A 23,667-nucleotide genomic window follows, 5' to 3' on the forward strand; every position below is an offset into this window, starting at 1 on the left:
GCACCACGTCACAGCTCCGCGCCCCTTCAGGGCGCATACGCATCCGGGGAACGGAATGCCCGCCGCCCCCGTCTCAGCCGGTGTGGCCCACGGGGGAGAGGGCGTGCGACGTGGACACAGGCGAGCGGCCCCCACTGCTGGCCGGGCGGTACCGGCTCGTCGCCCGGCTCGGCAGCGGCGGCATGGGCGTGGTCTGGCGCGCCTTCGACGAAGTACTCGACCGCGAGGTGGCGGTCAAAGAGGTGCGCGCACCTGACATGTTGCGCGAGGAAGACGTCCGCATCCTCTTCGCGCGGCTCAAGCAGGAAGCCCGCGCCGCCGCCCGCATCGCCCACCCCAACGTGATCACCGTGCACGACGTGGTCGAGCAACAGGGCCGCCCCTGGATCGTGATGGAGCTCGTACGCGGGCAGTCGCTCGGCGACATCCTGGAGCGCGAAGGAGTGCTCGACCCCAAGGAGGCCGCGCGCGTGGGCGCGGCTGTCCTCCGCGCCCTGCAGGCCGCCCACGCGGCCGGCGTGCTGCACCGCGACGTCAAACCGGCCAACGTGCTGCTGGAGGACACCGGCCGGGTCGTGCTGACCGACTTCGGCATCGCCCTGGTCGAAGGCGCGGGCACGCTCACCCGCACCGGGGACCTCATCGGCTCGCCCGACTACCTCGCCCCGGAACGGGCGTTGGGGCAGCGCCCCGGCATCCCCTCCGACCTGTGGTCGCTGGGCACGACGCTGTACGCGGCCGTCGAGGGCGTCTCCCCGTTCCGTCGCACCTCGCCGCTGCTCACCCTGCATGCCGTCGTCCAGGACGAACCGCCCCCGCCGCGGCGCGCCGGTCCGCTCACCCCGCTGCTGGAGGGGCTGCTGGTCAAGGACCCGCAGGAGCGGACGAGTTCGGCCGAGGCGCTGCGGCTGCTGGACGCGGTGGCGGCCGGTACGGTCACGCGGGCGCCGGCCGCACCGCCGGGGTACGTGCCGACGATGCCGGCAGCTCCGCCGCCCGGGGCCCCGCCTGCACCCGGACCCCGGGGGCGCGCCCGGGTGTTCGCCGCCCTGCTGGCGGCCCTGCTGCTCATCGGCGGGGGAACCGCCGCCGCACTGCTCGCGGCCTCGCACGGCACCCGGGACACGCCGGGAGGACCTGGAGGCTCGGGGTCCACCCCCAGTGCCCCCGCCACGAGCGCCCCGGCCACCGGCCCGGCCTCGCCCACACCGTCCACCGTCCCCGCTCCGCCCCTGGGCCCCGGCCCTTCGGACCACCCGACGTCCTATCCGACGTCGACGTGCGGCGGGGGCTGGGTGACCAACTGCGGCTGAACACCTGGGGGGTGCACCATGCGAAGGGTTCCTGTCCGGCTCCGTCTCGTATCACTGCTGGCGGTGCCCGTGCTGCTCGGCGGCGCGGGGCTCGCGGCCTGTTCGTCGTCCGGGGGCAAGAAGGCCGCGGACGTGCAGCTGGAACCGGTGGGGGTGGCCGGCGCCAAACCGTTCCTCGACGCCCCGGGCAGCGACGTCACGAACGTCGACCCCGCCTACCGCAGCGGGGGCACGACCGCGGGGGACGCCCGCGGCGCCTTCGGCGGCACCCGCAACGCCACCCAGTGCGACAAGGCCCTGATCACCAGGAACCTCACCGCCGACCCCGTCAAGGCGAAGGCCTGGGCCAAGGTGCACGACCTCGACTACCGCCGGATTCCGGAGTACATCAACGGCCTCACCTCGGTGGTGCTGATCCGCGACACCCTGGTGAAGAACCACAACTACGACGGCGGCGGCGTGACCACCGCCTATCTGTCCGTGCTGCAGGCCGGCATGGCGGTGCTCGTCGACGGGTACGGGCAGCCGTCCGTGAAGTGCAACTGCGGCAATCCGCTGCTGAAGCCCGACGACATCGACCGCAAGGCCTCGACGTACAAGGGGGATCGGTGGACGGGCTTCGCCGTCGTCGAGGTCACGGTCGTGGTGCCGCGCCCGGAGAGCCAGGGGCCGATGACGAAGATCCCCCTGGTCGACGCGCGGCAGAGCGGGAAGGGGTTCGACCGGGAGGTCGGCAGCGGTGACGGCAAGGGGGACTCGGCGGTGGTGACGGTCCCCAAGCCGAGTCCCCTTCCGGGGGATTCGCGGAGCCCGGGGTCCGGGTCGCCGGGGTCGCCGGGGTCACCGGAGTCGCCGGGATCACCTGGATCGTCCTCGCCGTCGCCTTCGTCCTCGGCCCCGACCCCGTCGGCGGGGTCGTACCCGCCGGAGACCACGGCCCCGCCGGCGTCCCCGCCCACGCCCTCGGCGCACGAAACCGCCACGACCCGCACGCCCACGGAACCGGCGGAGCCGACCCGGGCCCACCGGTCCACCGCCCCCACCGCGCTGTCCTCCCTCACCCCCGGTCCGGAGACCAACGCTCCCGAGCCGCCGCGAAGTGGGCCTCCGTCACCTCGTACGTCGCGGACGCATGCAGTCCCCGAGCCGCCTTCTCCGCATCCGGGTGCGGGTTCCGGTACAGCCGCTCCGCCAGGTCCCGCAGCTCCAGCATCACCGGAACGGCTTCCCGCAGCACCGCCGGACGGCCCCCGTACGCACACTCCAGAACCCACAGCAGCCGCGCGTACCCCGCGTTGAACCGCTCGGCCGCCTCCCGCACCGCGCTGCCGTGCGGGTAGTGCCGCACCTTCGCCTCGGAGTCGACGGGGTACACGTCGGACCAGCCGACCTCCAGCGCGGGCCCGCTGGGCCCCGAGGCGGGGGTGTCCTGCGGCCCGTACGTACGCTGCTGCAGGATCTCGTTGAAGCGGAAGTAGTGGGCGGGCTCCCGGACTTCGCCGAAGAACCGGTCGTCCGTGTCGAAGACGGTCCGGTCGGCGCCCTCTCCCTGGTCGGTGATGACCTCGACGGCCTTGAGGGCCGAGGCCAGGCCGGTGACGGGGAAGACTTCCCCGCCCGAGTTGTAGAAGTCCTGCGGACCGACCTGGCGGGCCGGGTCCCCGGTGAAGAGTTCGCCCTCCCCCATCGCGCGGACCAGGCTCAGCAGGCCCTCGCGGATGGCCGCGTAGAACTGCCCGACCGACGTCCAGCCCTCGTCGCCGGCCACCGACGGGTGCCCCGGCGGCTCGGCCACGTACGCGGGGTGCTCGATGCGCAGGAACGTCTCCAGTGCCGCGACGCCGAAGTGGCGCAGCGCGACGGGGAAGCGGTCCCTGCTGTAGGGCAGCCGGGCGGGATAGCCGGTCACGAAGCGGGAGTTCGCCACCAGCGGGCGGCCGCCCACCGCGTTGAGCAGGTTGGCGACCAGGGTCATGTGGAGCATCTCCTCCAGCACGACGGCCCGGACGGCGTAGAAGGCGGGCCGGTTGGTGCCGGGCCGGAGGGTGTACATCGCGGTGAGGTAGGGCGGGATCGTCAGGTGTTCCAGGGCCAGGGCGGCTTGCAGGAAGGTGTGCAGGTCCGCCCGGTCGCGCGGGACGCGGAACGGCGGCTCGTCGACGACGGCCGGCTCGCCCGCGATGTCGGTGGGCGATGCGGGGGCGGTCATGTACGTCCCTCCCCCGTACGGGCCCGGGCCACGCGGACCGGGCGGATCACCCGTGGCCGGTGCAGGTCCATCAGGTCGCGGTGGATCTGCTCGCAGCTGCGCAGCGCGAGGGCGGCCATGGTCAGCGACGGGTTGGAGGTGCCGACGGAGGGCATGCTGCCGCAGCCGACCGCGTAGAGGTTGGAGTGGTCCCAGCAGCGCTGCCAGGAGTCGACGACCGAGGTCTCGCGCGAGTCGCCCATGACGTGGGTGCCGGCGCCATGGCCCGCGCCGTGGTAGACGAAGTCCCGGCCGTCGTACCGGAAGTGGCCGGGGGCGAAGGGGCCCGGGGCGTAGTCGGTGTGGTCCTCGGCGCCCAGGATGCCGAAGATCCGGTCGGATACGGCCTTGGCGGCGGCGATGCCGCGCTTGACGTGGTCGGAGAGGTCGTAGGTGATGACGGGCCGCGGATTGCCGAGCCGGTCGCGCAGAGCGGGGTCGATGGTCACGCGGTTGCGGCTCTCCGCGTCCTGTTCCACCGCGAACTGCAGGGAGATCTGGCGCCCGATCCGCCGGCCCAGTGCCTCGCGCAGCCCGGTGCCGAAGCGGCCTCTGCCGCGCGGCTGTCCGGAGTCGCCGGTGATGCCGAGCATGCGGGCGACGTCGCCGGAGGGCGAGCCGGTGGGCCAGCTCCAGCCCCAGTTGGCGATCTCGATGCGGAAGGGGGCGCGGTCCCGGCGGGCGGGTCCGGTGCGGAAGCACTCCAGTCCGGAGGTCGAGCCGGGGCCTCGGAAGGGGCCGACGGGCTCGTCCAGCAGGCCCCAGGTGAGCAGGACGGGGTGGTCCATGAGGTTGCGGCCGACCTGTCCGCTGTGGTTGGCGAGCCGGGACACCAGCAGGAGTTTGGCGTTCTCGATGGCGTGCGCGGCCAGCACGACGATGTCGGCCTCGGCGGTGCGGGTGGTGTGCACGGGGGATGCGGGGTCGTCGTACTGCTGGTACTCGACGCCGAACACCCGGCCGTTCGCGTTGGCGAGGACCCTGCTGACGACGGCACGCGGCACGAGGTCGACCTTGCAGGACCAAGTCGCCTGCGTCTTCAAAGGGTTGTACTTGGCCTGCACCGGACAGATGGGCACGCAGGAGGCGTTGCCGACGCAGCGCTCGCCGTAGTTGGGCAGCCCGGCCGCTCCGGCGGGGCGGTAGCCGCGGCCCTGGTCGTAGCGGAGGTCGGGGGTGCTGTTGCGGGCGTGCGGGGTGGTGACCACGCGCAGCGTGGTGGGCGGGGCGTCGTCCGACTCCCGCACCGGGATCCCGTCCAGCCGGGCGGCCAGGACGTTGTCGAGGTGGCTGCGGGGGATCGCGTGCATGGGGTAGCAGTAGCCGTCGGGGAAGGGCAGGCCGATGGCGTCGCGCTGCTCCGCCGCGTCGCCCGCCACACCCAGGACGCGTTCGGCGGCGCGGTAGTGGGGCTCCAGGTCGGCGTAGCCGATGGGCCAGTCGCGACCGTAGCCGAAGGCGGTGCGCGCGGCGAAGTCCTCGGGGTGCATGCGCGGAGTGAGGCCCATCCAGTGCAGGGCGGTGCCGCCGGCGGCGCGCAGGTAGTCGCTGGCGTAGGGCAGGTTGCCGTTCTGGACGAAGTAGCCGTTGGCGCGGTACCCGCCGCCGGGCAGGCCTTCGAGGTCGAGCAGGTCGGGCGAGGGGGCGGCGATGTTGCCGCGGTAGGGCGCGTTGGGGACCTTGGCCAGGGCCCCGTAGTAGGCCTTCATGGCGTCGAGATGGCCGGGCCAGGTGTCCAGGGTGCGGGTGCCGGCCTCCAGGACGAGGACGCGCCAGCCGTGGTCGCCCAGCTGCTTGGCGACCAGGGAGCCGGCGAGTCCGGCGCCCACCACGATCACGTCGTAGTGGAGGCCGTCGAGTTGCGGCGAGGGGCTGCTCACGCGGCGCCCTCCGTACGGCAGTCCGCCGCGGGCAGCGGCGCGGCGCCGGGCGGCGGGGCGGCCCAGGTGCCGAAGCCTGGGGGCTTGGCGCCTGGGGCGTGGCCGTGGAAGGTGCGCCAGACGAGCCCTTCGGTGTAGGCCTCGGGCGAGACCATGAAGGCGACGTTGGCCTTCTCGCGGCCGAGTGCGGCGTGCACGGAACGGGCGAGCTGCGGCCAGACTCCCAGGTACCACAGGTGGGTGATGGCGCGGGCGATGTCGCGCGAGGTCTCGTCGGCGAGGTCGTCCGGGTCGCCGCCCACGGCGGCCAGGTCGTCGATGAACCGCCCGACGGCCTCCCGTCCGACCTGGTCGACGGTGGTGTCGTGATAGAGCCGCACCATGCCCGTCGCCCTCAGGTCGAACTCGTCGAACCCGGTGAGCCGGACGGAGATCGCGACGAAACCCCGGCATTCCGGGGGAACTTCGACGGGCTCGGGCGAAGGTGCTGCGTGCCGGGAATCCATCCGTGACCACCCATCTGTGTGACTGCCGATGTTCTATCGGAGAGTCCACCACGGGAGAAGGAGGCATGAACTCCCTTCACCTTTACGGGTGTTGTCCGGAAGGTTTGAACCCGGTTCTTCGGTGGAACGGAGGTGATCCCCGGTATGGGGTACCGGCCGGAACACCTCTCACTCGGCCAACGCGCGCTCCAGCAACGTACCCGCCACCTCCTGCGCCTGCCGCGCAGGCGCCACGGTGCCGGACAGCGCCGCCAGCGCGATCGCCCCCTCGGCCAGCAGCGCCAGCTGCCGCCCGAGCCGGTCCGCCGCCGCCCCCTCCGCCCCGGCCTCGGCCGCAAGACCGGTGAGCCACAGGCAAAACGCCTCCTTGTGCGCCCGCGCCGCAGCGGCCACGGCCGGTGACCCGGCACCCAGCTCCCCGAAGGAGTTGACGAACGCACAGCCCCGGAAGCCGGGTTCGGCGAACCACCGCTCCAGCCAGTCGTAGACCGCCAGGATGCGCTCCCGGCCGGCGGGCACGGCAGCGGCGTGACGTTCCAGGTCCCCGCGCCAGCGCGCGTCCCGGCGCGTCAAGTAGGCCTCGACCAGGGCGTCCTTGGACGGGTAGAGACCGTAGAGGCGCTTGAGCGACACCCCGGCGGCGGTCCGTACCGCATCCATGCCGACGGCCTGGATCCCCTGCCCGTAGAACAGCTCCTCGGCGGCGTCCAGGACGCGCTCGGCCCACTCTTCCGTCACTGCCTCTCCCCTTGCGCGAGAACGATCGTTCTCCTACGCTACCGCACATCCGGGAGAACGATCGTTCTCCCTTGTCGGAGGGAAGAGTTGACCGTGCTGTCGTTCACCGCCGAAACCGCCGAGGCCAAGGTCCGCGCCGCCGAGGAGGCCTGGAACAGCCGCGACCCCGAGCGGGTCGCGCTCGGCTACACCGAGGACTCCGAGTGGCGGAACCGCGACGTGTTCCTCACCGGCCGCGCCGCGATCACGGAGTTCCTGCGCGCCAAGTGGCAGCGCGAGCTGGACTACCGGCTGCGCAAGGAGCTCTGGGCGTACACCGGCAACCGCATCGCGGTCCGCTTCGTGTACGAGTGGCACGACGCCGCGGGCCGGTGGTTCCGCAGCCATGGGAACGAGAACTGGGAGTTCGCCGACAACGGGCTGATGCGCCGCCGCTACGCGAGCATCGACGACGTCGCCATCACGGAGGCGGACCGGCTCCTGCGCTGACGATGCGCCGGCGGTGTGCGCCGACGATCCACTCGTTCGCCTGAGTGCCGGGCGTGGCGGCCCGCTTCCCGGCCCGGGTCCGGCCGATCATGACGACCCGTGCAGGGCAGGCGTGGACGTCAGGAGCGGTGTGTCGTGAGACGGGTGTGGGCCGTGATGCTCACGGCGATGGTGACGATGGCGGCCCCGGGGACCACCGTCACGGCTCAGGCAGGAGGCCGGGGCGGGCGGGTCGCCTCCTCGCCGATCGTGACGGCCGACCAGGCCACGCGGTCCGTGTATGTGCTGGACGCCAAGCGCGTGCAGTGGGACGCCGGGAGCAACGACGCGGGGGTGCTCTGGTCGTGGAGCCCCGACGGCGACGACGACCTCGCGGACCTCGACCCCGACCGTTCGTGGGCGAACCCGAGCGAGGCCAAGTTCCGTGAACTCGGCGGCCACCGCTACCTGCTGGCCACGGCTTCCGGCGGGCTGGCCGCCGTGATCGGCTACCCCGGCCGCTCGGTGTACTGGGCGGCCGACACCGGCAAGGGCAACGCCCACAGCATCGAGCTGCTGCCCGACGGCAACGTCGCGGTGGCCGCGAGCACCGGCGGCTACCTGCGGCTGTACGCGGCCTCCCGCGGCTCGCGGGCCACCGAGCACGTACAGGTGCCGCTCCCGGGGGCGCACGGGGTGCACTGGGACCCGCGCACACGGCTGTTGTGGGCACTGGGCAGCCGGGAACTGGTCGCCCTCCGGGTGGGCGGTTCACCGGACGACCCGTCCCTGACGGTCGTCCACCGCCGCGCGCTGCCCACCCGCAACGGCCACGACCTGGCCCCCGTGCTCACCCACCCCGGCCGGCTGTGGGTGACCACGGCCTCGGCCGTCTACCAGTACTCGACGACGGAGCAGGCGTTCGTGTCGTACCCCCTGCAGTCGCGGATCAGCGGCCCGGACGTCAAGAGCATCGGCGACGAGCCGAGGACCGGCCAGGTGCTGGTCGCCCGGCCCGAGCGGGGTCACACGTGCAGCTGGTGCACGTCGACGCTGACGCTGTACCGGCCGGACGGCACCCGCACCCTGCTGCACGGGGGGATGTACAAGGCCCGCTGGTGGACGGCGGGGCGCGGCTGACCGGCCGTCACCGCGACGGGGTGCGCGCCGTCTCCCGCATCCTGGCCCGCACGTCGGCCGCGGCCTCGCCGCCGTCGGGGACCTGCTCCCACAGGGCGAGCAGGGCGGGCGCCAGGTGCGGCGCCCGGTCGCCGCTGTGCTGCCAGCAGTAGTGCGCCCGCTTGAGCGCCTCGACCGTCTCGGCGTCGGCGGCCCCGCCCCGGGCCAGCCGGTGGGAGGCGGCGGACAGCCAGAGTTCGGCGGCGCGCGGGTGGTCGCCGGCGAGCCGGGCGAGGTCGGCCCGCACCTCGACCCACAGCCCGGCCTCGGGGCTGTGCGAGCCGTGCCGGCGCAGCGTCTGCTGCTCCCAGGCGGCGGCCATGGCGGCCGCCTCGTTGTGCCGGCCGGCCTGGGCGGCGGCCAGGATGCGGGGCAGCGGATCCTCTTCGGGCGGGGCCTGGACCGGGGCAGCCGGAGCCGGGGCCGGTTCGGGTGCCCGGGGCGCAGGCGTTATGGCTGCCGGGTTGGCGAGGACGGGGCCGGCGTCGCCGTACTGCACGCTCAGCGCGCCGTCGGGCAGCGCGGCCTGGCCGAGGGCGAGTTGATGGAGCAGCACGGGGTCGAGCACGGGCCCCGCGGTGGGGTGGCCGACGGAGAGGGCGGTGAGGAAGGCGCGGGCGTAGGGCCCGGCCTCCGTGGCCGGCTTGTCCGCGGTGGGGCTGACGACACCGCAGACGGGGACTCCGCCGCCGAGTCGGCCCCCGTGGACCGCGGCGGTGACGTGCGGCCAGGCGGCGGCGTCGGCCTCGGCGTCGATCACCAGCAGGGTGGGGCCGGGGTGTTCGCCCAGGGTGCGGGTGAGCCACTCCCAGGGCAGGCCCGTGTAGCGGACGGTGGCGGGGGTGCTCTCGCGCAGTGCCAGGTGCAGCTGGGCGCTGCGGCGGGCGGGGATCATCAGGTGGCCCGTCACCCAGACCAGCAGCGGTCCCGGCACGGTGACGGCGTCCCGGAGGTAGGCCAGGACGCTCTGCGGGCCTGCCATGGCGGGCAGTTGTACGACATCGGACGAGGCGGCGGCGAGGAAGCGGCGCGGGTTCGCTCCGGCGACGGCGTGCGCGGTCGGGTTCGGCAGGGTGCCCCGCCGTCGGTCCGGGGTGCCGTCCAGCAACAGCACGCAGCCATGGTTCGGGTGGTCCAATGCGTTCTTCCTTCTCCGGTCACAGGCCTGTGCGGGGCACGCGGGAACGACGCTCCTCGGTGCGGATCCGGCGCTCCTCCGCGGCCTTCTTCACGCCCTCGGCCCTGCGCTCGGCATAGCCGTTGGGCTCGACCACGTGAAAGCACTGGCCGCAGACGTAGCCCCCCTCGGGGCCCTCGATCACCGGGTTCAGACAGTCTTTGCAGAGCATCGCGGCAGCATTCGTCTGGGGGATGTCGGAGCTGTCCATTATTTACCGGCGGCCCCGCAGTTGTTGCACGACCAGCCGCCGTCCGACCCCTGTATCACGGGCGCGCCGCAGCGAGTACAGTTCACCGGCCCTACCTCCCCCTCCGCTCATGATGGCACCCGCCGGATCCGGCCGGAAGGGAGGGGCACTTCGCACTTCGTCACCCGGAGCCTCACCCGGAACGTCATCCGGACCGTCCCCATGACCGTCACCCCATGGCCGCCCGGGACTCCGCGCTGTCGTCGAGCGAACTGCGGCCGAGGTTGCGGCACAGCGGGACCTCGCCGGCGTTGTCGATGTAGCGTGCCGCGATCCAGTCGTTGCGCTCCTTCAGGAGGTACCACAGGGGGTTGCCCCCGACCTCCTGCGCGTGGGCCTTGCACCGCAGGCCCACCTGTGTGTGGTACTTGAGGACGCCGCGCACGGAGGAGTCGGTGCTCGGGTAGGCGCGCTCGTTGAGCCCGGAGGGTGCGGTGACCGTGCCGTGGGCTCTGAGGTGGACGGCCGTGGGGACCGCGGAGGCGGCGGGTGCGACGAGCAGCAGCGCTCCGCCGAGTGCGGCGGCGGTGGCCAGGGTGGTGGCGGACATGGTCTTCTCCCTCGGTGCGAAGTGGGTACGGCATTGCCCCAGTTCCACGGGGAATCGCGGGATAAACGCGGTGGTTACTTCTTGGCCCTGCTGGGCTGCACCCGCTTCGGCTCGCCCTTCATCTTGGGGTGTTCGGGCGGGTAGGGCAGGTCGCCCAGGCCGTGGTCGTGCTCGTCGCGGTCGGCCAGCTCCAGCGCCGCCTCCATCCCGCAGGGCTGCTCGTCCATGCCGGAGTGGACGTCGCCCAGCTCCGCGAACCGGGCGGGCATGGTGGCCAGGTCGAAGTCCTCGGGCACGGCATCGGGGACCTCCTCCCAGCGCAGCGGTGCGGAGACGGGCGCGTGGGGGCGGGGCCGCAGCGAGTAGGCGCTGGCGATGGTGCGGTCGCGGGCGGTCTGGTTGTAGTCGACGAAGACCTTCGCGCCGCGTTCCTCCTTCCACCAGGCGGTGGTGACCCGCTCCGGTGCGCGCCGTTCGAGCTCCCGGGCCACGGCGATGGCCGCGCGCCGGACCTGGACGAAGGTCCATACGGGCCGGATGGGGACGAAGACGTGCAGCCCCCGCCCGCCGGAGGTCTTGGGCCAGCCCGTCAGCCCCAGTTCCCGCAGCACCTCGCGCAGTTCGAGGGCCGCGCGCACGGCGTCGGCGTAGTCGGTGCCGGGCTGGGGGTCGAGGTCGATGCGCAGTTCGTCGGGGTGCTCGGTGTCCTCGCGCCGCACCGGCCAGGGGTGGAAGGTCAGACAGCCGAGGTTGGCCGCCCAGAGCACGGCGCCGGTCTCGGTGGGGCAGATCTCGTCGGCGTGCCGGCCGCTGGGGAAGGAGATCCGGCCGGTGGGAATCCACTCGGGGGTGTTCTTCGGCGCTCGCTTCTGGAAGAACGACTCGCCGTCCACGCCGTCGGGGTAGCGCTCCAGGGTGGTGGGCCGGTTCCGCAGGGCGCGCAGGATGCCGTCGCCGACGCTCAGGTAGTACTCCGCGATGTCCCGCTTGGTGAATCCGCGCTGCGGAAAGTAGACCTTGTCCGGGTTGGACAGCCGGACCGTGCGCCCGCCGGCCGTGAGTTCCAGGGCCTCCGTCATGCGCTCACGCTAGGCGCCGCGCGGGTCTCCCGCCTGTCGGAACACCCCCGGGACCAGAGAAAAACGCACAATTCCGGCATGGACCTTCCGGTGATGCCACCCCTGGCGCCCATGCTGGCGAAGCCCGCGGCCGCCATCCCGCCCGGCATGCAGTACGAGGCCAAGTGGGACGGCTTCCGTGCCGTCGTCTTCCGCGACGGGGACGAGATCGAACTGGGCAGCCGCACGGGCAAGCCGCTCACCCGCTACTTCCCCGAACTGGTGGACGCCCTGCTCGCACAGCTCCCGCGGCGCTGCGTCCTGGACGGCGAGATCGTGATCGCCCGGGAGGGCCGGCTGGACTTCGACGCGCTGCTGGAGCGCATCCACCCCGCCGACTCCCGGGTCCGCATGCTGGCCGGGACGACACCGGCCTCCTTCGTAGCCTTCGACCTGCTCGCCCTGGACGACGAGTCGCTGCTGGCCACGCCCCAGCGCGACCGCCGGGACGCCCTGACGGCCGCGCTGCGGGACGCGGCCGCCCCGCTCTTCACCGCGCCCGTCACCTACGACCTGGACGTCGCCCGCGGCTGGTTCGAGCACTTCGAGGGGGCGGGCCTGGACGGCGTCGTCGCCAAGCCGCCCGAGCTGCCCTACCTGCCGGGCGAGCGCGTCATGGTGAAGGTCAAGCACGAGCGGACCGCCGACTGCGTCGTGGCCGGCCTGCGCCTGCACAAGAGCGGCCCGGTCGTGGGCTCGCTGCTGCTGGGGCTGTACGACACCGCGGGCCGGCTCCAGCACGTCGGGGTGTGCGCCGCGTTCCCCATGCGCCGGCGCCGGGAGCTGATGGACGAACTGGCGCCGCTGCGCATGGAGTCGCCCGCGGGGCATCCCTGGGAGTCCTGGGCCGACCCGGAGGCCCAGGCCGCCGGCCGGCTGCCCGGCGCCCCGAGCCGCTGGACCGGAAAGAAGGACCTGTCGTGGCTCGCCCTGCGCCCGGAGCGGGTGTGCGAGGTCGCCTACGACCACATGCAGGGCGACCGGTTCCGGCACACGGCCCGGTTCCGGCGCTGGCGCCCGGACCGGGAGCCGCGGGGGTGCACCTACGCACAGCTGGAGGAGCCGGTGAGCTACGACCTCGGCGAGGTACTGGGCGAACGGTAATTGACGGTTCGTCACAACCGTACGGAGCAGCAGGCTACCCGTACGGCGCAGCAGAACAGGACATGATGGGACGTCATATTCCAGCCTGGTAAGAATCTCTGCCGTCGGCCGGAAGGGAAGACGCCCATGCAGACGCCCACGCCAAGGAGACGTACGCGACGGAGAGCCGCCGCCCTGGCCTGCTCGAGTGCCGTGTGCCTGCCGCTCTGCGCGGGCGTCGCCGCGGCAACGGACCCCGGGGACGGACCCGGATTCCCCTTCTGGTCCGAGCCGTTGGGCCGGCCCGCCCGGCAGGAGCGGGTCTGGCAGGAGCGCGGCCGCGACCGGGACGCGGTCTCGCTGCACCGCATCTCCGAGGAGCCGGCGGCCGTCTGGCTCACCTCCGGCGACCCGCAGACCCAGGCCGCACAGATCACCGGCGAGGCGGCCCGGGCCCACCGCATCCCCGTCCTCGTCGCCTACAACATCCCGCACCGCGACTGCGGGCAGTACTCCTCCGGCGGCGCCAAGGACGCGGCCTCCTACCGCACCTGGGTGGCCCGCGCCGCGTCCGGGATCGGCGACCGCAGGGCGTGGGTGGTCCTCGAACCGGATGCCATCGCCCAGTGGGCCACGCACTGCCTCCCCGCGGACGCCGCGGCGGAACGGCTGGGCCTCCTCGCCGAGGCCGTCCGGGCGTTCAAGGCGCTGCCGGGCACGTCGGTGTACGTGGACGCGGGCAACGCGGGCTGGATCGCCGATCAGAAGATGCTGGCCGACGCACTGCAGCGGGCGGGGGTCGGCGAGGCCGACGGGTTCGCCCTGAACGTCTCCAACTTCCATACGACGGCCGTGACACGCGAGTACGGCGACAAGCTCTCCGCGCTGCTGGGCGGCGCGCACTACATCATCGACACCAGCCGCAACGGCAACGGCCCGCTGCTGCCCGCGGCGAACGAGTCCTGGTGCAATCCGCCGGGCCGGGCGCTGGGGGCGCCGCCGACCGCGGCGACGGGGGCGCCGCTCGTCGACGCGTTCGTCTGGGTCAAACGCCCAGGGGAATCGGACGGCACCTGCCGGGGTGCGCCTCCGGCGGGCTTCTGGTGGTCGGAGTACGCGCTGGACCTCGCGAACGCGGCGCCGGGCGGCGGGCGGTAGGGGGGTGCGCCCCATAGGGGGCGCGGGGAACTGCGCGGGCGGGACCGGGGCACCCTCAGTGCCCGGTCCGCTGCCCCACCGGCCGCGGTCCGGGCCCCGGTTCGACCCCCGGGGCGGCGGGTGCCGGCGCGGGAATGCCCGTGCGCAGTGCGCGGCGTTCGCGTGCCAGGCCCGTCCGCCAGACCCCGACCGGGCCGAGCGCGGTCGCCAGTCCCAGCAGGGCCCAGATGCGCATGGCGGTGTGGTCGTGGCCGAGCAGCGCCGAGGCGCACAGCGACAGGGCGAACAGGGCCGCCCACATCAGGTGGGTGCGGAAGGTGGCCACGCAGTCGGCGCTGGCGGAGTCGCCCTTGGGGGTCACCACGAACCGGGAGGTGCGCCGCAGCAGCGCCTCGCCGAGGGAGCGCGCGTACAGCGGTGCGGAGAGGGCCGACATCACCATGCCGGCCGTGCCCGAGGAGCCGGCGGGCTCGTGCGGGCTGACGTTGTGGCGGCGGTTCCAGATGTAGAGGCCGATCTGCAAGGCCGCGGCGTCGCAGTAGAGCATCAGCCACAGCCGCGACTCGACATTGATGCCCGCGGCGCCCAGGCCCAGGAAGAGCGCGCAGCACAGGGCGCCCAGCAGCCAGTTGAGGGCTGCCATGGGGTAATAGGTGACCATCAGCGTGTAGTTGAGCAGCCGCCCGGGGGACAGCGACCAGACCGCGCGCCAGAACTGGCGCAGCAGCGTCTCGTACGTGCCGCGGGACCAGCGCAGTTGCTGGGAAAAGTAGTCGGTCCACGTGGACGGCCCCTCCCCGACGGCGAGGACGTCCGGGGTGTACACCGAGCGCCAGCGCCGCCCGGTGGCGGGGTTGCGGTGGCGGTGGATCTCCAGACCGGTGGCCATGTCCTCGGTGATCGAGTCGTAGAGCCCGCCGACCTGGCGCAGCACGTCGACGCGCACGCAGTTGCAGGTCCCGACGAACATCGGCGAGCCGTAGGCGTTGCCCGCGCGCTGGATCAGGGCGTGGAAGAGGAACTGCTGGCTCTCGGCCGCCTTGGTCACCGCCGCGGTGTAGTTGCCGTAGACCTGGGGGCCGACGACGAACGCCACGTCCGGGTCCCGGAAGTAACCCATCATGCGCTCGAGGAAGTTGGGCAGGGGCACGTGGTCGGTGTCCACGCAGGCCATGAACTCGTAGTCGTCGCCGTGCGCGTCGAGCCAGGCGTTGTAGTTTCCGTGCTTGGTACGGGCCCGGAAGCGCCCGGAGGGCCGGTTCCAGCGGTCGACTCCCCTGCGGCTGAAGTGCCGTACGCCCAGCCGCTCGCACAGCCGCCGGGCCTCGGGGTCGTCGCCCTCGTCCAGCAGCCACACGTCCAGCAGTCCGTCGTGTTCGATGCGCACCGCGCCCTCCAGGGTGGCGCGCACCATGGCCAGCGGTTCCTTGCCGGGGACGAAACTGGTGAGGAAGGCGACCCGGGTGCCCGGCTGGGCCCGTACCGGCACCGGGTCCCGGGCCATGAAGGTGGCATGGGCGTTGGAGACGACGTTGACGACGCGGAAGAGTTCGATCAGCCCGATGGAGAGCATCATGGCCGTGTCGGCACCGCGCTCCCAGTCGCTCGCGTACTCGCGGTGCACCCAGTGCTCCGGCAGCATCAGCCAGACCATCAGCGTCAGCGACACCAAGGGGGCGGCGGCGAGGAGCAGCCGGGCGCCGAGGCCCCGGCTGGTGCTCTTGTTCATCAGCCGCCGGTAGCGCACCCGGTAGGGGCCGGGCGGGGGGTCGGTCAGGCCGCCGGCCAGCCGGCTGAAGCGTGCGTAGTCGTAGGGGCCGGGTCCGCGGCCGCCCGAGCCGGTGCCGCCGGGTCCGGGCGGCCCCGCTCCGCCTCCTCCACCGCCGCCGGGCTCCGGCACGACCCCGCCGGGACGTCCCGGCCCCGTACTGTCGCAGACCGTTGCCGACCGGGCATCGCTCGCCGAAATCGCCACCAACAACACCCCCAGCCACGGACGGACACGGGTTCAAGACGCCCAGGGGCACCTCGGGGGAGAAAAACTAACAAAACGGACCTACGATCATGTGACAAACGCACCGAAAGCGGCACCACGTCACCCACACGGCAGCGACGCATGACCGGTTCCCGCGCTTGGAGGGGGATCGACGGCCGGAGAGAATGCTCAGCCCGGCGACGCGGCAGCGGCCCGGGACGGCGACATGTCCTAGAATTGCAGAATTCTTCAATTCACCAAGTGCGCGGACAGTCGGACGAGCCACAGGGGGCTGACGGTGAGTGCGTTCGCCGAGGCGATGCGGGAACGGGTGCGCGCGGCACGCGCGGCCCTCGCGGCGGCACGGGCCGCCGGGGACAGCTACGAGGCGGCCCTCGCGGAGGACGAGCTCGACGACGCGCTGCGGCTGGCCCGCGCACACGGCGTCGAGACGGACACCGTGCCGGACGAGCACCATGAGGGGAGCTGAGGGCACCCCTTGAAGAAATCCCGCACAAAAACACTTCCGGAATGGAATGTTCCGGAAATCCGGCCGTCGAATTCGGGCCGTAATACTCCGTTGTCCTATGCCAGTCGCGGCACCGGCCGCCGGTGCCACGCGGGCGTTTTGCCGTCCCTTCCCCGCAATCGCGGCAGTAACCCCGACTCTCCGGTCAACCTGCAGGTCAGCAGCGCCGGGCATCCGGGAGAAGAGGGTTCGCGGCAGGCTCTCCGCTGCTACTGTCCCGCCTCATGGAGCAGCTCTTCACCCATGAGGAAATCGCCCGTATTGAGGCCGCCGCACAAGAAGTCGGCCATTCTCCGCGTGAATGGGTCCGCGCGGTCGTGCTGCACCGGCTCAACGGCGGCCGGCGCGACATCGAGGACGCCGTCTGGCCGCTCACCGAACAGCGCCGCCCCGGCGGTGTCGTCCACGAACTGCACCACGCCGGCTGCTGGGTGCCCAAGGGCGGCGAGGCCACACTGACCACCGCCGAGGCCCGCGCCCAGGTGGCCCGGCAGGATGTGCGGCTGTGCGACGCGTGCCAGCCCGAGAGGTTCCTCGGCCCGGTGCGCTAGACCGGCCTGCAGGCCGCTCCGGCGGACCTGCGGATTTCTGCCGCGAATGCCCCCATTACGCTGTCCCCTTGTCCAGATTCGCAGGTGGCGGGGGAAGTACGGCATGAGAACGGTGACGCGGCTCACCGGGTGGGCGACGCTGCTCGTGGGCTACGCGACCATGGTGGCCGGAATGCTCCCGTTCCGGGAACTGCCGCCCAAGCGGCAGCAGCTGTGGCTGCTCGGCGCGACCGCGGCATGCGCCCTGTGCTGGGTGCTGGCCTCCCTGGCCGTACGGGCGCGCAGGCGTGCGGTGTTACGCCGCAAGCAATGGCGCAGGCGATACCGGCCCTGGCCCGCACCGCGCTCGTCGCGCCTGCTCTCCTGGGTCGTGGGTTTCGGCATCGCGTTCACCAGCGCGGCCGCCCTGTGCCAGGGCGTGGGCCCCGACGGTGCCTACGGTGCCTGGCTCGCCAAGATCGAGCGGGCCGGGGGCGGGGTGTACGAGGTGCCCGTCCGGGGCGTCGTCGGCACGCCGCAGCCCGTGGACAACGAGGTCAACGACAACGAGTACACCTCGACGGTCGTCGCCGACATCCCCTTCTCCGCCGGGAAGAAGGAGGTCACCTTGCACGACGTGGTCACCCGCGGGCTGCCGGAGGAGGGCCGCACGCTCCAGCTGCGCTATGCCCCCGACCGGCCAGGCCTGGGAGTGCGGCAGGCCCCGGAGACCGACATCGGCTTCATCGCGGGCCGGTACGTCGCCCTCCCGGTGATCTGGACCTCCGCGGTCATCGCCGGGTTCCTCACCGGCCTGGCCCTGCGCCGCAACGAACGGCGCGTCCGGCGGGCCCGCCGCTTCGAGCCGTGGGTCCATCTGCCCGCCGCGGCGCTGCTGTTGTGCGGTGCCGTGCTGATCGTCCCGCTGCTGACCGCCTTCCCCGCCACGGCGACGGGCTGGACCCTGGCGGTCGCGAGCGCGGCCACCCCGTGGCTGGCGCTGGCGTGGGTGACCAGAACGCGCTGACCCGGCGGACCGGGCGGCCGGCCGTGACCGGCCGCCCCCGGATCAGCGGCGACGCCGGAAGGCCCGCCGGATGAAGTGGACGATCAGCGCGATCACGGCCACCACGACGAGGATGGCGAGGATCAGCAGGACGATCAGGAAGATGCCCAGCTTCTTGAAGAAGCCCCTCTTCTTCTTTTTCTGCGGCGCCGGGCGCGTGGCCGTGGCGTGACCGTGGTGCGCCTGCGCCTGGACCGGGTGCTGCGCCGCGGCCTCCGCCGGGACGGCCGTGCCCGCCCCCTCGGCCACGGCGGCCTGCTGCACGCCCGGCGCCGGCGCGGTCACGCTCGCGGCCTGCGCGGGGGCGGCCAGCAGAACTGCGCCCAGTGCCAGGGCCACGGCGGCGGACGCCCTGCGGGCGACGCGCGCCCGGAACCGTCCCTCGTGCTGCTGATCGGTCTTCATCCAGGCCCCCTGTTTCGGTGCTTCGGCAGTACTGACGCCCCGTCGGCGGCCGGGACGGGCGCACCGGGGGCGCCACCATTATCCGCACAGCCCCGCTCCGCAGCGCAGGGCGCATCCCGTGCTGCTGCGTGAGCCGGTGTGCTACCGGTCCTCAGGTGACGGTCTGGTCCCCGTCGGGAACGTCCTGGACGGTCACGGCCGCCCGCGGCACGCCCAGGCCGTCGGCCACCGCCCGGCGCAGCCCGTCGGGATCGGGCTTCGTCGGGTAGGGGACGGCCTCCCCGTCGCCGTACGCCTCGATGGCCTTGGTGAAGTAGCCCGGCGACCACGCGCCCACGGCCCCGCGCACCTCGACCGCGCGGACGGCGCGGGAGCCGACGCGCTGTTTCACCGCGGCCAGGATCGCGTCCGAGCGGTAGGCGCCGGGCACTTGGAACAGGCTGGCGTGGGCGCCGACCTTGCTCCCGTCCCGCAGCCGGACGGTGACGGTCAGACAGCTGGTGACGGACGGATAGACGATCGTGCCGCCGGGGCCGGTCTCCGCGACCTGCCCCTCGGTGATCCGGACCGTGGCGGCCGCGGGGGCGGCGGGGACCGGGCGGGCCACCGCGGCGGCGGCCGGGGCGAGTTGGAGGGCGAGCGCGGTGCCGAGGACGAGCAGCGCGCGGGCGGCGGGGACGGGCATGACACTCCAGGAGGAACGGGGACAGAGCCCCGCCATCCTAGGAAGTGCCGCCGCCGCTCAGCCCGTCGGTGTGCCCGGCTCGAAGCGGCTGCGCACCGCCGTCTGCACCTCGGCCTCCTCCACCGGGTCGGCGGCCAGTCTGCGCAGCTGCTCGACGACCCGCGCATCGGCCGTGGTCGCGTGGTGCGCGGCCAGCTCGCGGGTGGTCTCCTCGCAGTCCCACAGGCACTCGACGGCGAACCCCGCGGCGAAGGACGGGTCCGTGGCGGCCAGGGCGCGGGCGGCGCGGCCGCGCAGATGCGAGGAGGCGGTCTCGCGGTACACGTGCCGCAGGACGGGCGCGGCGCAGGCGATCTGCAACCGCCCGGCCCCGTCGGCCAGTTCCCACAGCACGGGGGCATCGCAGCCCTCCGTGCGCACGGTGCGGCGCAGGGCGTCGAGGACGAGCGCGGCGTCGTACTGCGCGCCCCGGCAGGCGAGCATCCCGGCCGCGGCGCCGCCCAGCGCGTCGCCGCGCCGGATCCAGGTGCGGGCGCGCTCCAGGGCGGCCGCGCTGCGCATCCGTTCGAAGGCGGTGACGGCGGCGTCGGCCACCAGCGGGTCAGGGTCGTCGGCGGCGGCCTCGACGAGGTCGAGGGCCTGCGGGTCGTCGTGCTCGGCGAGGTAGCGCAGTGCGGTGGCGCGGGCGGCGCCCTCGCCGAAGGCGGCGGCCTCGATGATCTCCAGCCGGTCCTCGGGGCCGGCCACGGCGGTGAGGCAGCGGGTCGCCGGGACGTGCCGCAGCTGGACGGGGTGCTGGGCGAGGCCCTGCTGGGCCCAGTCGAGCACCTCGCGCACGCTCCAGCCGGGCCGGGGGCCCTGCGGGCGCAGCTGGCGCTGCCAGCGGTCGAAGGAGCCCTGCTCCTGCGCGGCGCGCACCCGGGCCGCGGTGCGCGGGGAGTGCTGCTCGTCGGCCCACAGCCGCCAGGGGCGGGGCTCGAAGGCGTCGCGGACCGCGGCGGCGAGGGCGCCCTCGCCCTCGGGCGTGCGGGGGAAGCGGGCGAGGACCCGCTCGCCGAGGGCCGCGAGGGCCGCGTCGTCGTCGCGCAGGGCCAGCTCGTCCAGGGCCCAGGACCAGTTGGCGCCGTCGGCCGCGTAACGGCGCAGCAGCCGCAGGGCGTCGTCGCGCCCGTAGGAGGCGAGGTGGCCGAGGACGGCGAGGGCCAGGCCGGTGCGCTCCTCGGCGGGGTCGGTGAGGTCGTCCGGGTGGAAGAGGTGGTGCTCGATCCCGCCGAGTCCGCCGTCGAGGTCCAGATACAGGCGCGCGTAGTACAGCGAGCGGTTCTCCACCTGCCAGTCGCGCCGCGGGTCGCGGAGCACGCAGTGGTTCAGCGCCGCGAGCGCCTCGGCGCGCGGCGCCGCGAGGGCATGCAGGGTCCCGTCGCCGCGGCCTCGCTGGAGGAGGCCGAGCAGGGTGCCGCTGGGCGCTATGTCTGGATCGAACATGGGGTCAGCATCCGGTGCGGGGAGTCGGCTGGCAACGGGATTTCCTTCCGGACGGCATTCTTGCCGCTGGGCGCCCGTCCATGCCGGTGAACTGTGGAAACCGGGGGCCCGGGCGCCCGCAGCCTACCTGGAAGCGGCGGTTCCGCCGAGTGGTGCCGGATATGTCACGGTCATGTCCACGGCATATGCCGTGAGCACCACCGGATCGGGTATTGCCAAAGCCCTTACAGGCCGTCGCCGGCTGTGCAAGAGTCGTGACAGCAGTCGTCGAAGCGGCCGCTCCACCGAAGTATCCCGGAGCCGGCGCCACCGCCGCGCGTGTATCGGAGTCCTAGATGCCGTCCCCAGTGTCCGCGGACCGTTCCGCCGAGTCCCCCGAGCACGGCGCGGTCGACGCGCTCATCTCCCAGACGCGGCGGCTCAGAGGCGGTATCGACGCCGTGCGCCGGGAGGCCGCGGCGGACGCCGAGCAGTCGGACGACCCGCGGCTGCGCTGGCAGCGCGCCCTGTGCGAGCTCGCCGCCCACCACGCCGACAACCTGGGCGAGCACCTGGACCAGCTCCGCGAGGGTCCGCCCGCCGCCGCCCCCACCCCGGCCGGGGCGCCGGCCGCCCCTGTGGCCCAGGGCCCGGCGGGCCGTGCGGGCAGCGCCGAGTGGAATCTCCTCACCGACGCGGCCACCTGGTCCGACGAGCTCTTCCGGCTCTTCGGCCGCAGCCCCGAGGACGGCGCGCTGACCCTCGACGAGCTCCCCTCCTGGCTGCTGGAGGAGGACAGGCCGCAGCTGACCGCGATGGTCACCGACTGCCTGGTGGACGGCAGGCCGATCGACGGCGAGTTCCGCATCGTCCGCAACGACGGCACCGTCCGCACGGTGCATATGAAGGGCGAGCCCGTGCTGGACGCCGACGGCTGCACCGCCTCCATGTGGGCCGTGCTCCGGGACGTCAGCGCACTGCAGCGCTGCCGGCAGGTGGTGCACGAGACCCATGACTCGCTGCAGCACCAGCAGCACCGGGCACGGACCGAGCACCGGCTCGCGGTCGAGCTGCAGGAAGCCGTGCTGCCGACGTGGCGCGGCTCCCTTCTGCTCCCGCCCGGCCCGGACCCCCGCCCGCCGGCCGCGGGCGCGCTCGACCTCGCCGGGCACTACCTCCCTTCCGCCGTGAGCACCCTGGTCGGCGGCGACTGGTTCGACGCCCTGCACCTGCCCGACGGGCGGACGATGCTGACCGTCGGCGGACTCACCGGCCACGGGGTGACGGCCACCTCGGGCATGGCGATGCTGCTGGGCGCGGTGCGCGGCATGGCCGTCGCGGGGACGGAGCCGGGCCCCCTGATGGGCTGGCTCAACCACCTGCTCGACGCCTCCGCGCAGCCCGCCCTGGGCAGCGCCCTGTGCTGCTGCTACGACCCGGGGAGCCGCACCCTGCTCTGGTCCCAGGCCGGACACCCCGCCCCGCTGCTCTTCCGCGAGGGCACGGCCCGGACGCTGCGGACGCCGGCCGGTGTGCTGCTCGGCGCCGTCGCCGATGCCGAGTACGCCCAGGCGCGGGACGAGCTCCTTCCCGGAGACGTGCTCGTCCTGCACACCGAGGGCCTGTCGCCGGACGCCGGACGGCTGCCCGCCCTGGCCCCGCGCTTCGCCGAGGCGGGGAGTGCCCAGGAATGCGCACGGGCCGTGCTGGAGGAGTTCGGCGGCAGGGAGCGCGAGGACGACGCCTGCGTGCTGATCGCCCGCGTCGGTCACTGAGCCCGGCCCGCCCGCGGCTGCGGCAGCAGCCGCGGGCGCTCACGCGGGCGCCGTCCGGCCCGTCGCCGAAGGCTTCGGCATCGCCCGCCGCAGATCCTGCCGCAGCTCGTCGATCCGCGAGCTGCCCGCGTACCTCCCGGTGAGCCGGTACATCTCGCGCAGCCGGTCCCAGGTGCGGTGCGAGGACGTGTCGCCGATGGTGAGCAGCGCCAGCCGGGCGTAGCAGTCCGCCTGTTCGGGATCGCCCGCGATGAAGCAGGCCGAGGCGATCGAGATGTGGTCGAAGATCTGCGAGCGCTGCCGGCCGCTCTCCCGCAGGTCGAGCGCCTCCTTGGCGTGCCGCTGGGCCGGGGCCGCGGCGGCGGGCTCGTGCTCGGCGAGCGTGCGGTAGGCGAGCCCCTGCATGCCGTGCATGTCCGCCTCGTTGAACAGCTGCATCCAGCTCGGCGGCGGCACATCGCCACGGTCGGAGACGAACAGGTCCTCGGCCTTGCCCAGGGTGCGGCGCATCGCCTGCCCCTGGCCCTTCGAGGCATGCGCCCAGGCCTCGATGGTGTGGAACATGGCACGGGTGCGCGGCAGGGTCTCGTCGCCGCAGCCGGACTGGGCCAGCTTCATCAGGTCCAGGGCGTCGTCCGGGCGGCCGAGGTGGACCATCTGGCGGGCGGCGCGGGAGAGGGCCTCCGCGGCCCGGGGCCGGTCGCCGCCCTCGCGCGCAGCGTGCGCGGCGATCACGAAGTACTTCTGGGCGGTGGGCTCCAGGCCCACGTCGTGGGACATCCAGCCGGCGAGCACCGCCAGGTTGGCGGCAACTCCCCAGAGCCGGCGCTGGAGATGGTCGGGGTGGTGGTACTGGAGCATGCCGCCCACCTCGTTGAGCTGGCCCACCACGGCCTTGCGCTGGAGGCCGCCGCCACGGGAGGCGTCCCAGGCGCGGAAGACCTCGACCGAGTGCTCCAGGGCGTCGATCTCCGTGGAGCCCACGGGCGTCGCCTCGTAGCGGTCGTAGGCGGCGGTGTCGGCGTGCACGGTGTGCGCACGCAGCGGGTCGTCGAATCGGGGAGCGTCGGAAGCGAGGATGGGGTCGGTGTGCAGCCAGTCGTGCATCGCGCTGCTGAGTGCCGATCCTGCGGCGAGCGCGGCGCCCGCGCCCACCAAGCCGCGTCGGTTGAGCATGAGGTCCATTCCCGTGAATTCGGTGAGGACCGCGGCCGTCCGCTCGGGCGCCCACGGCAGCCCGTCCGGGGTCTGCACCTTGCTGCCGGCCCGCCCGCGACGGCCGAAGCCGAGGTCCTCGATGGTCACGACACGGCCGAGGCGCTCGGTGAAGAGGGCTGCCAGCACCCTGGGCACGGGATCGCGCGGGGACTCCCCCGTGTCGATCCAGCGCCGCACCCGCGAGGTGTCGGTCGCCAGCTGGGGGTGGCCCATGGCCGCCGCCTGCCGGTTCACAAGTCTCGCGAGCTCGCCCTTGGACCATCCGGCCAGGCCGAACAGGTCCGCGAGGCGGGTGTTGGGTTCCCTCGTCACGTCAAGCCCCCAGGTTCCTCGGCTGACTTGAAGGTATCGG

Annotated in this window: 22 protein-coding genes and 1 pseudogene; 10 read left to right on the forward strand and 13 right to left on the reverse strand. The window is 73.4% G+C overall.

The genetic code is table 11. From position 1 onward, the window contains the following. Positions 1-110 precede the first annotated feature (110 nt). Together HG542_RS08495 and HG542_RS35755 are read left to right on the forward strand one after the other, a co-directional pair. Entirely contained in the window at positions 111-1,313 is a 1,203-nt protein-coding gene (locus HG542_RS08495; protein ID WP_373313053.1) for a serine/threonine-protein kinase, read from the forward strand. Between the two features lie 18 nt (positions 1,314-1,331). Beyond that, positions 1,332-2,612 carry a DUF6777 domain-containing protein gene (locus HG542_RS35755; protein WP_306665287.1) on the forward strand — a complete coding sequence of 427 codons (1,281 nt, stop codon included), beginning with the start codon at positions 1,332-1,334 and terminating at the stop codon, positions 2,610-2,612. A gap of 166 nt (positions 2,613-2,778) precedes the next feature. On the opposite strand, the pseudogene HG542_RS35760 reads toward HG542_RS35755, so the two are convergent. From HG542_RS35760 to HG542_RS08510, 4 genes and pseudogenes are all read right to left on the reverse strand, one after another. Continuing rightward, positions 2,779-3,522: pseudogene (locus HG542_RS35760) on the reverse strand (ferritin-like domain-containing protein); the annotation flags it as partial. Then, positions 3,519-5,441: a GMC family oxidoreductase gene (locus HG542_RS08505; RefSeq protein ID WP_227724043.1), complete on the reverse strand. Its 1,923-nt coding sequence runs from the start codon at positions 5,439-5,441 to the stop codon at positions 3,519-3,521. The gene HG542_RS08505 and the pseudogene HG542_RS35760, both read right to left, overlap by 4 nt. Continuing rightward, the gene (locus HG542_RS34850) at positions 5,438-5,947 is read right to left on the reverse strand and encodes a hypothetical protein (protein ID WP_227724045.1); all 510 of its coding nucleotides are present in this window, start codon (positions 5,945-5,947) and stop codon (positions 5,438-5,440) included. Before HG542_RS34850 ends, HG542_RS08505 begins: the two co-directional genes overlap by 4 nt. A 168-nt stretch (positions 5,948-6,115) precedes the next feature. Then, complete coding sequence (locus HG542_RS08510; protein ID WP_171079493.1) at positions 6,116-6,685, reverse strand: TetR/AcrR family transcriptional regulator; 570 nt, start codon at positions 6,683-6,685, stop codon at positions 6,116-6,118. Between the two features lie 93 nt (positions 6,686-6,778). Here HG542_RS08510 and HG542_RS08515 point away from each other — a divergent pair, with 93 nt between their 5' ends. Continuing rightward, on the forward strand, positions 6,779-7,174 hold the full coding sequence (locus HG542_RS08515) for a nuclear transport factor 2 family protein (protein ID WP_229922445.1): 396 nt from the start codon (positions 6,779-6,781) through the stop codon (positions 7,172-7,174). A 135-nt stretch (positions 7,175-7,309) separates the two neighbouring features. Further along, on the forward strand, positions 7,310-8,293 hold the full coding sequence (locus tag HG542_RS08520) for a DUF6528 family protein (RefSeq protein ID WP_176606345.1): 984 nt from the start codon (positions 7,310-7,312) through the stop codon (positions 8,291-8,293). Between the two features lie 7 nt (positions 8,294-8,300). Here HG542_RS08520 and HG542_RS08525 read toward each other — a convergent pair whose 3' ends face one another. From HG542_RS08525 to ligD, 4 genes are all read right to left on the reverse strand, one after another. Continuing rightward, positions 8,301-9,470: a hypothetical protein gene (locus tag HG542_RS08525; protein WP_171079495.1), complete on the reverse strand. Its 1,170-nt coding sequence runs from the start codon at positions 9,468-9,470 to the stop codon at positions 8,301-8,303. A gap of 19 nt (positions 9,471-9,489) precedes the next feature. Further along, positions 9,490-9,681 carry a hypothetical protein gene (locus HG542_RS08530; protein WP_171079496.1) on the reverse strand — a complete coding sequence of 64 codons (192 nt, stop codon included), beginning with the start codon at positions 9,679-9,681 and terminating at the stop codon, positions 9,490-9,492. Between the two features lie 247 nt (positions 9,682-9,928). Then, complete coding sequence (locus tag HG542_RS08535; RefSeq protein WP_171079497.1) at positions 9,929-10,309, reverse strand: SH3 domain-containing protein; 381 nt, start codon at positions 10,307-10,309, stop codon at positions 9,929-9,931. A 74-nt stretch (positions 10,310-10,383) separates the two neighbouring features. After that, positions 10,384-11,388, reverse strand: a complete 1,005-nt coding sequence (gene ligD / locus HG542_RS08540; RefSeq protein WP_171079498.1) for a non-homologous end-joining DNA ligase — start codon at positions 11,386-11,388, stop codon at positions 10,384-10,386. A gap of 78 nt (positions 11,389-11,466) precedes the next feature. Here ligD and HG542_RS08545 point away from each other — a divergent pair, with 78 nt between their 5' ends. Both HG542_RS08545 and HG542_RS08550 read left to right on the forward strand, forming a co-directional pair. Continuing rightward, complete coding sequence (locus HG542_RS08545) at positions 11,467-12,531, forward strand: ATP-dependent DNA ligase (RefSeq protein WP_171079499.1); 1,065 nt, start codon at positions 11,467-11,469, stop codon at positions 12,529-12,531. A gap of 126 nt (positions 12,532-12,657) precedes the next feature. Then, the gene (locus tag HG542_RS08550) at positions 12,658-13,668 is read left to right on the forward strand and encodes a glycoside hydrolase family 6 protein (RefSeq protein WP_171079500.1); all 1,011 of its coding nucleotides are present in this window, start codon (positions 12,658-12,660) and stop codon (positions 13,666-13,668) included. Between the two features lie 55 nt (positions 13,669-13,723). Here the strand turns inward: HG542_RS08550 and HG542_RS08555 are convergent, their stop codons facing one another. Beyond that, positions 13,724-15,568, reverse strand: a complete 1,845-nt coding sequence (locus tag HG542_RS08555) for a glycosyltransferase family 2 protein (RefSeq protein WP_171079501.1) — start codon at positions 15,566-15,568, stop codon at positions 13,724-13,726. Positions 15,569-15,941: 373 nt separating this feature from the next. Here HG542_RS08555 and HG542_RS08560 point away from each other — a divergent pair, with 373 nt between their 5' ends. From HG542_RS08560 to HG542_RS08570, 3 genes are all read left to right on the forward strand, one after another. Then, positions 15,942-16,133: a hypothetical protein gene (locus HG542_RS08560; RefSeq protein WP_171079502.1), complete on the forward strand. Its 192-nt coding sequence runs from the start codon at positions 15,942-15,944 to the stop codon at positions 16,131-16,133. A gap of 263 nt (positions 16,134-16,396) precedes the next feature. Beyond that, positions 16,397-16,723, forward strand: coding sequence for a DUF6233 domain-containing protein (locus tag HG542_RS08565; RefSeq protein ID WP_171079503.1), 327 nt, complete (start codon positions 16,397-16,399; stop codon positions 16,721-16,723). A 103-nt stretch (positions 16,724-16,826) separates the two neighbouring features. Next, on the forward strand, positions 16,827-17,729 hold the full coding sequence (locus HG542_RS08570) for a hypothetical protein (RefSeq protein WP_171079504.1): 903 nt from the start codon (positions 16,827-16,829) through the stop codon (positions 17,727-17,729). Positions 17,730-17,771: 42 nt separating this feature from the next. On the opposite strand, the gene HG542_RS08575 is transcribed toward HG542_RS08570, so the two are convergent. From HG542_RS08575 to HG542_RS08585, 3 genes are all read right to left on the reverse strand, one after another. Next, positions 17,772-18,173, reverse strand: coding sequence for a hypothetical protein (locus HG542_RS08575; RefSeq protein ID WP_171079505.1), 402 nt, complete (start codon positions 18,171-18,173; stop codon positions 17,772-17,774). A 151-nt stretch (positions 18,174-18,324) separates the two neighbouring features. Then, positions 18,325-18,858: a hypothetical protein gene (locus tag HG542_RS08580; RefSeq protein WP_227724059.1), complete on the reverse strand. Its 534-nt coding sequence runs from the start codon at positions 18,856-18,858 to the stop codon at positions 18,325-18,327. Positions 18,859-18,915: 57 nt separating this feature from the next. Continuing rightward, positions 18,916-20,343 carry a HEAT repeat domain-containing protein gene (locus HG542_RS08585; protein ID WP_171079507.1) on the reverse strand — a complete coding sequence of 476 codons (1,428 nt, stop codon included), beginning with the start codon at positions 20,341-20,343 and terminating at the stop codon, positions 18,916-18,918. A gap of 335 nt (positions 20,344-20,678) precedes the next feature. On the opposite strand from HG542_RS08585, the gene HG542_RS08590 reads away from it, so the two are divergent. Further along, entirely contained in the window at positions 20,679-22,097 is a 1,419-nt protein-coding gene (locus HG542_RS08590) for a PP2C family protein-serine/threonine phosphatase (RefSeq protein WP_171079508.1), read from the forward strand. Positions 22,098-22,136: 39 nt separating this feature from the next. Here the strand turns inward: HG542_RS08590 and HG542_RS08595 are convergent, their stop codons facing one another. Further along, positions 22,137-23,627, reverse strand: a complete 1,491-nt coding sequence (locus HG542_RS08595; protein WP_171079509.1) for a DNA-binding protein NsdB — start codon at positions 23,625-23,627, stop codon at positions 22,137-22,139. Positions 23,628-23,667: the final 40 nt, after the last annotated feature.

This window comes from Streptomyces morookaense (assembly GCF_013030945.1).
Lineage (GTDB): Bacteria > Actinomycetota > Actinomycetes > Streptomycetales > Streptomycetaceae > Streptomyces > Streptomyces morookaensis.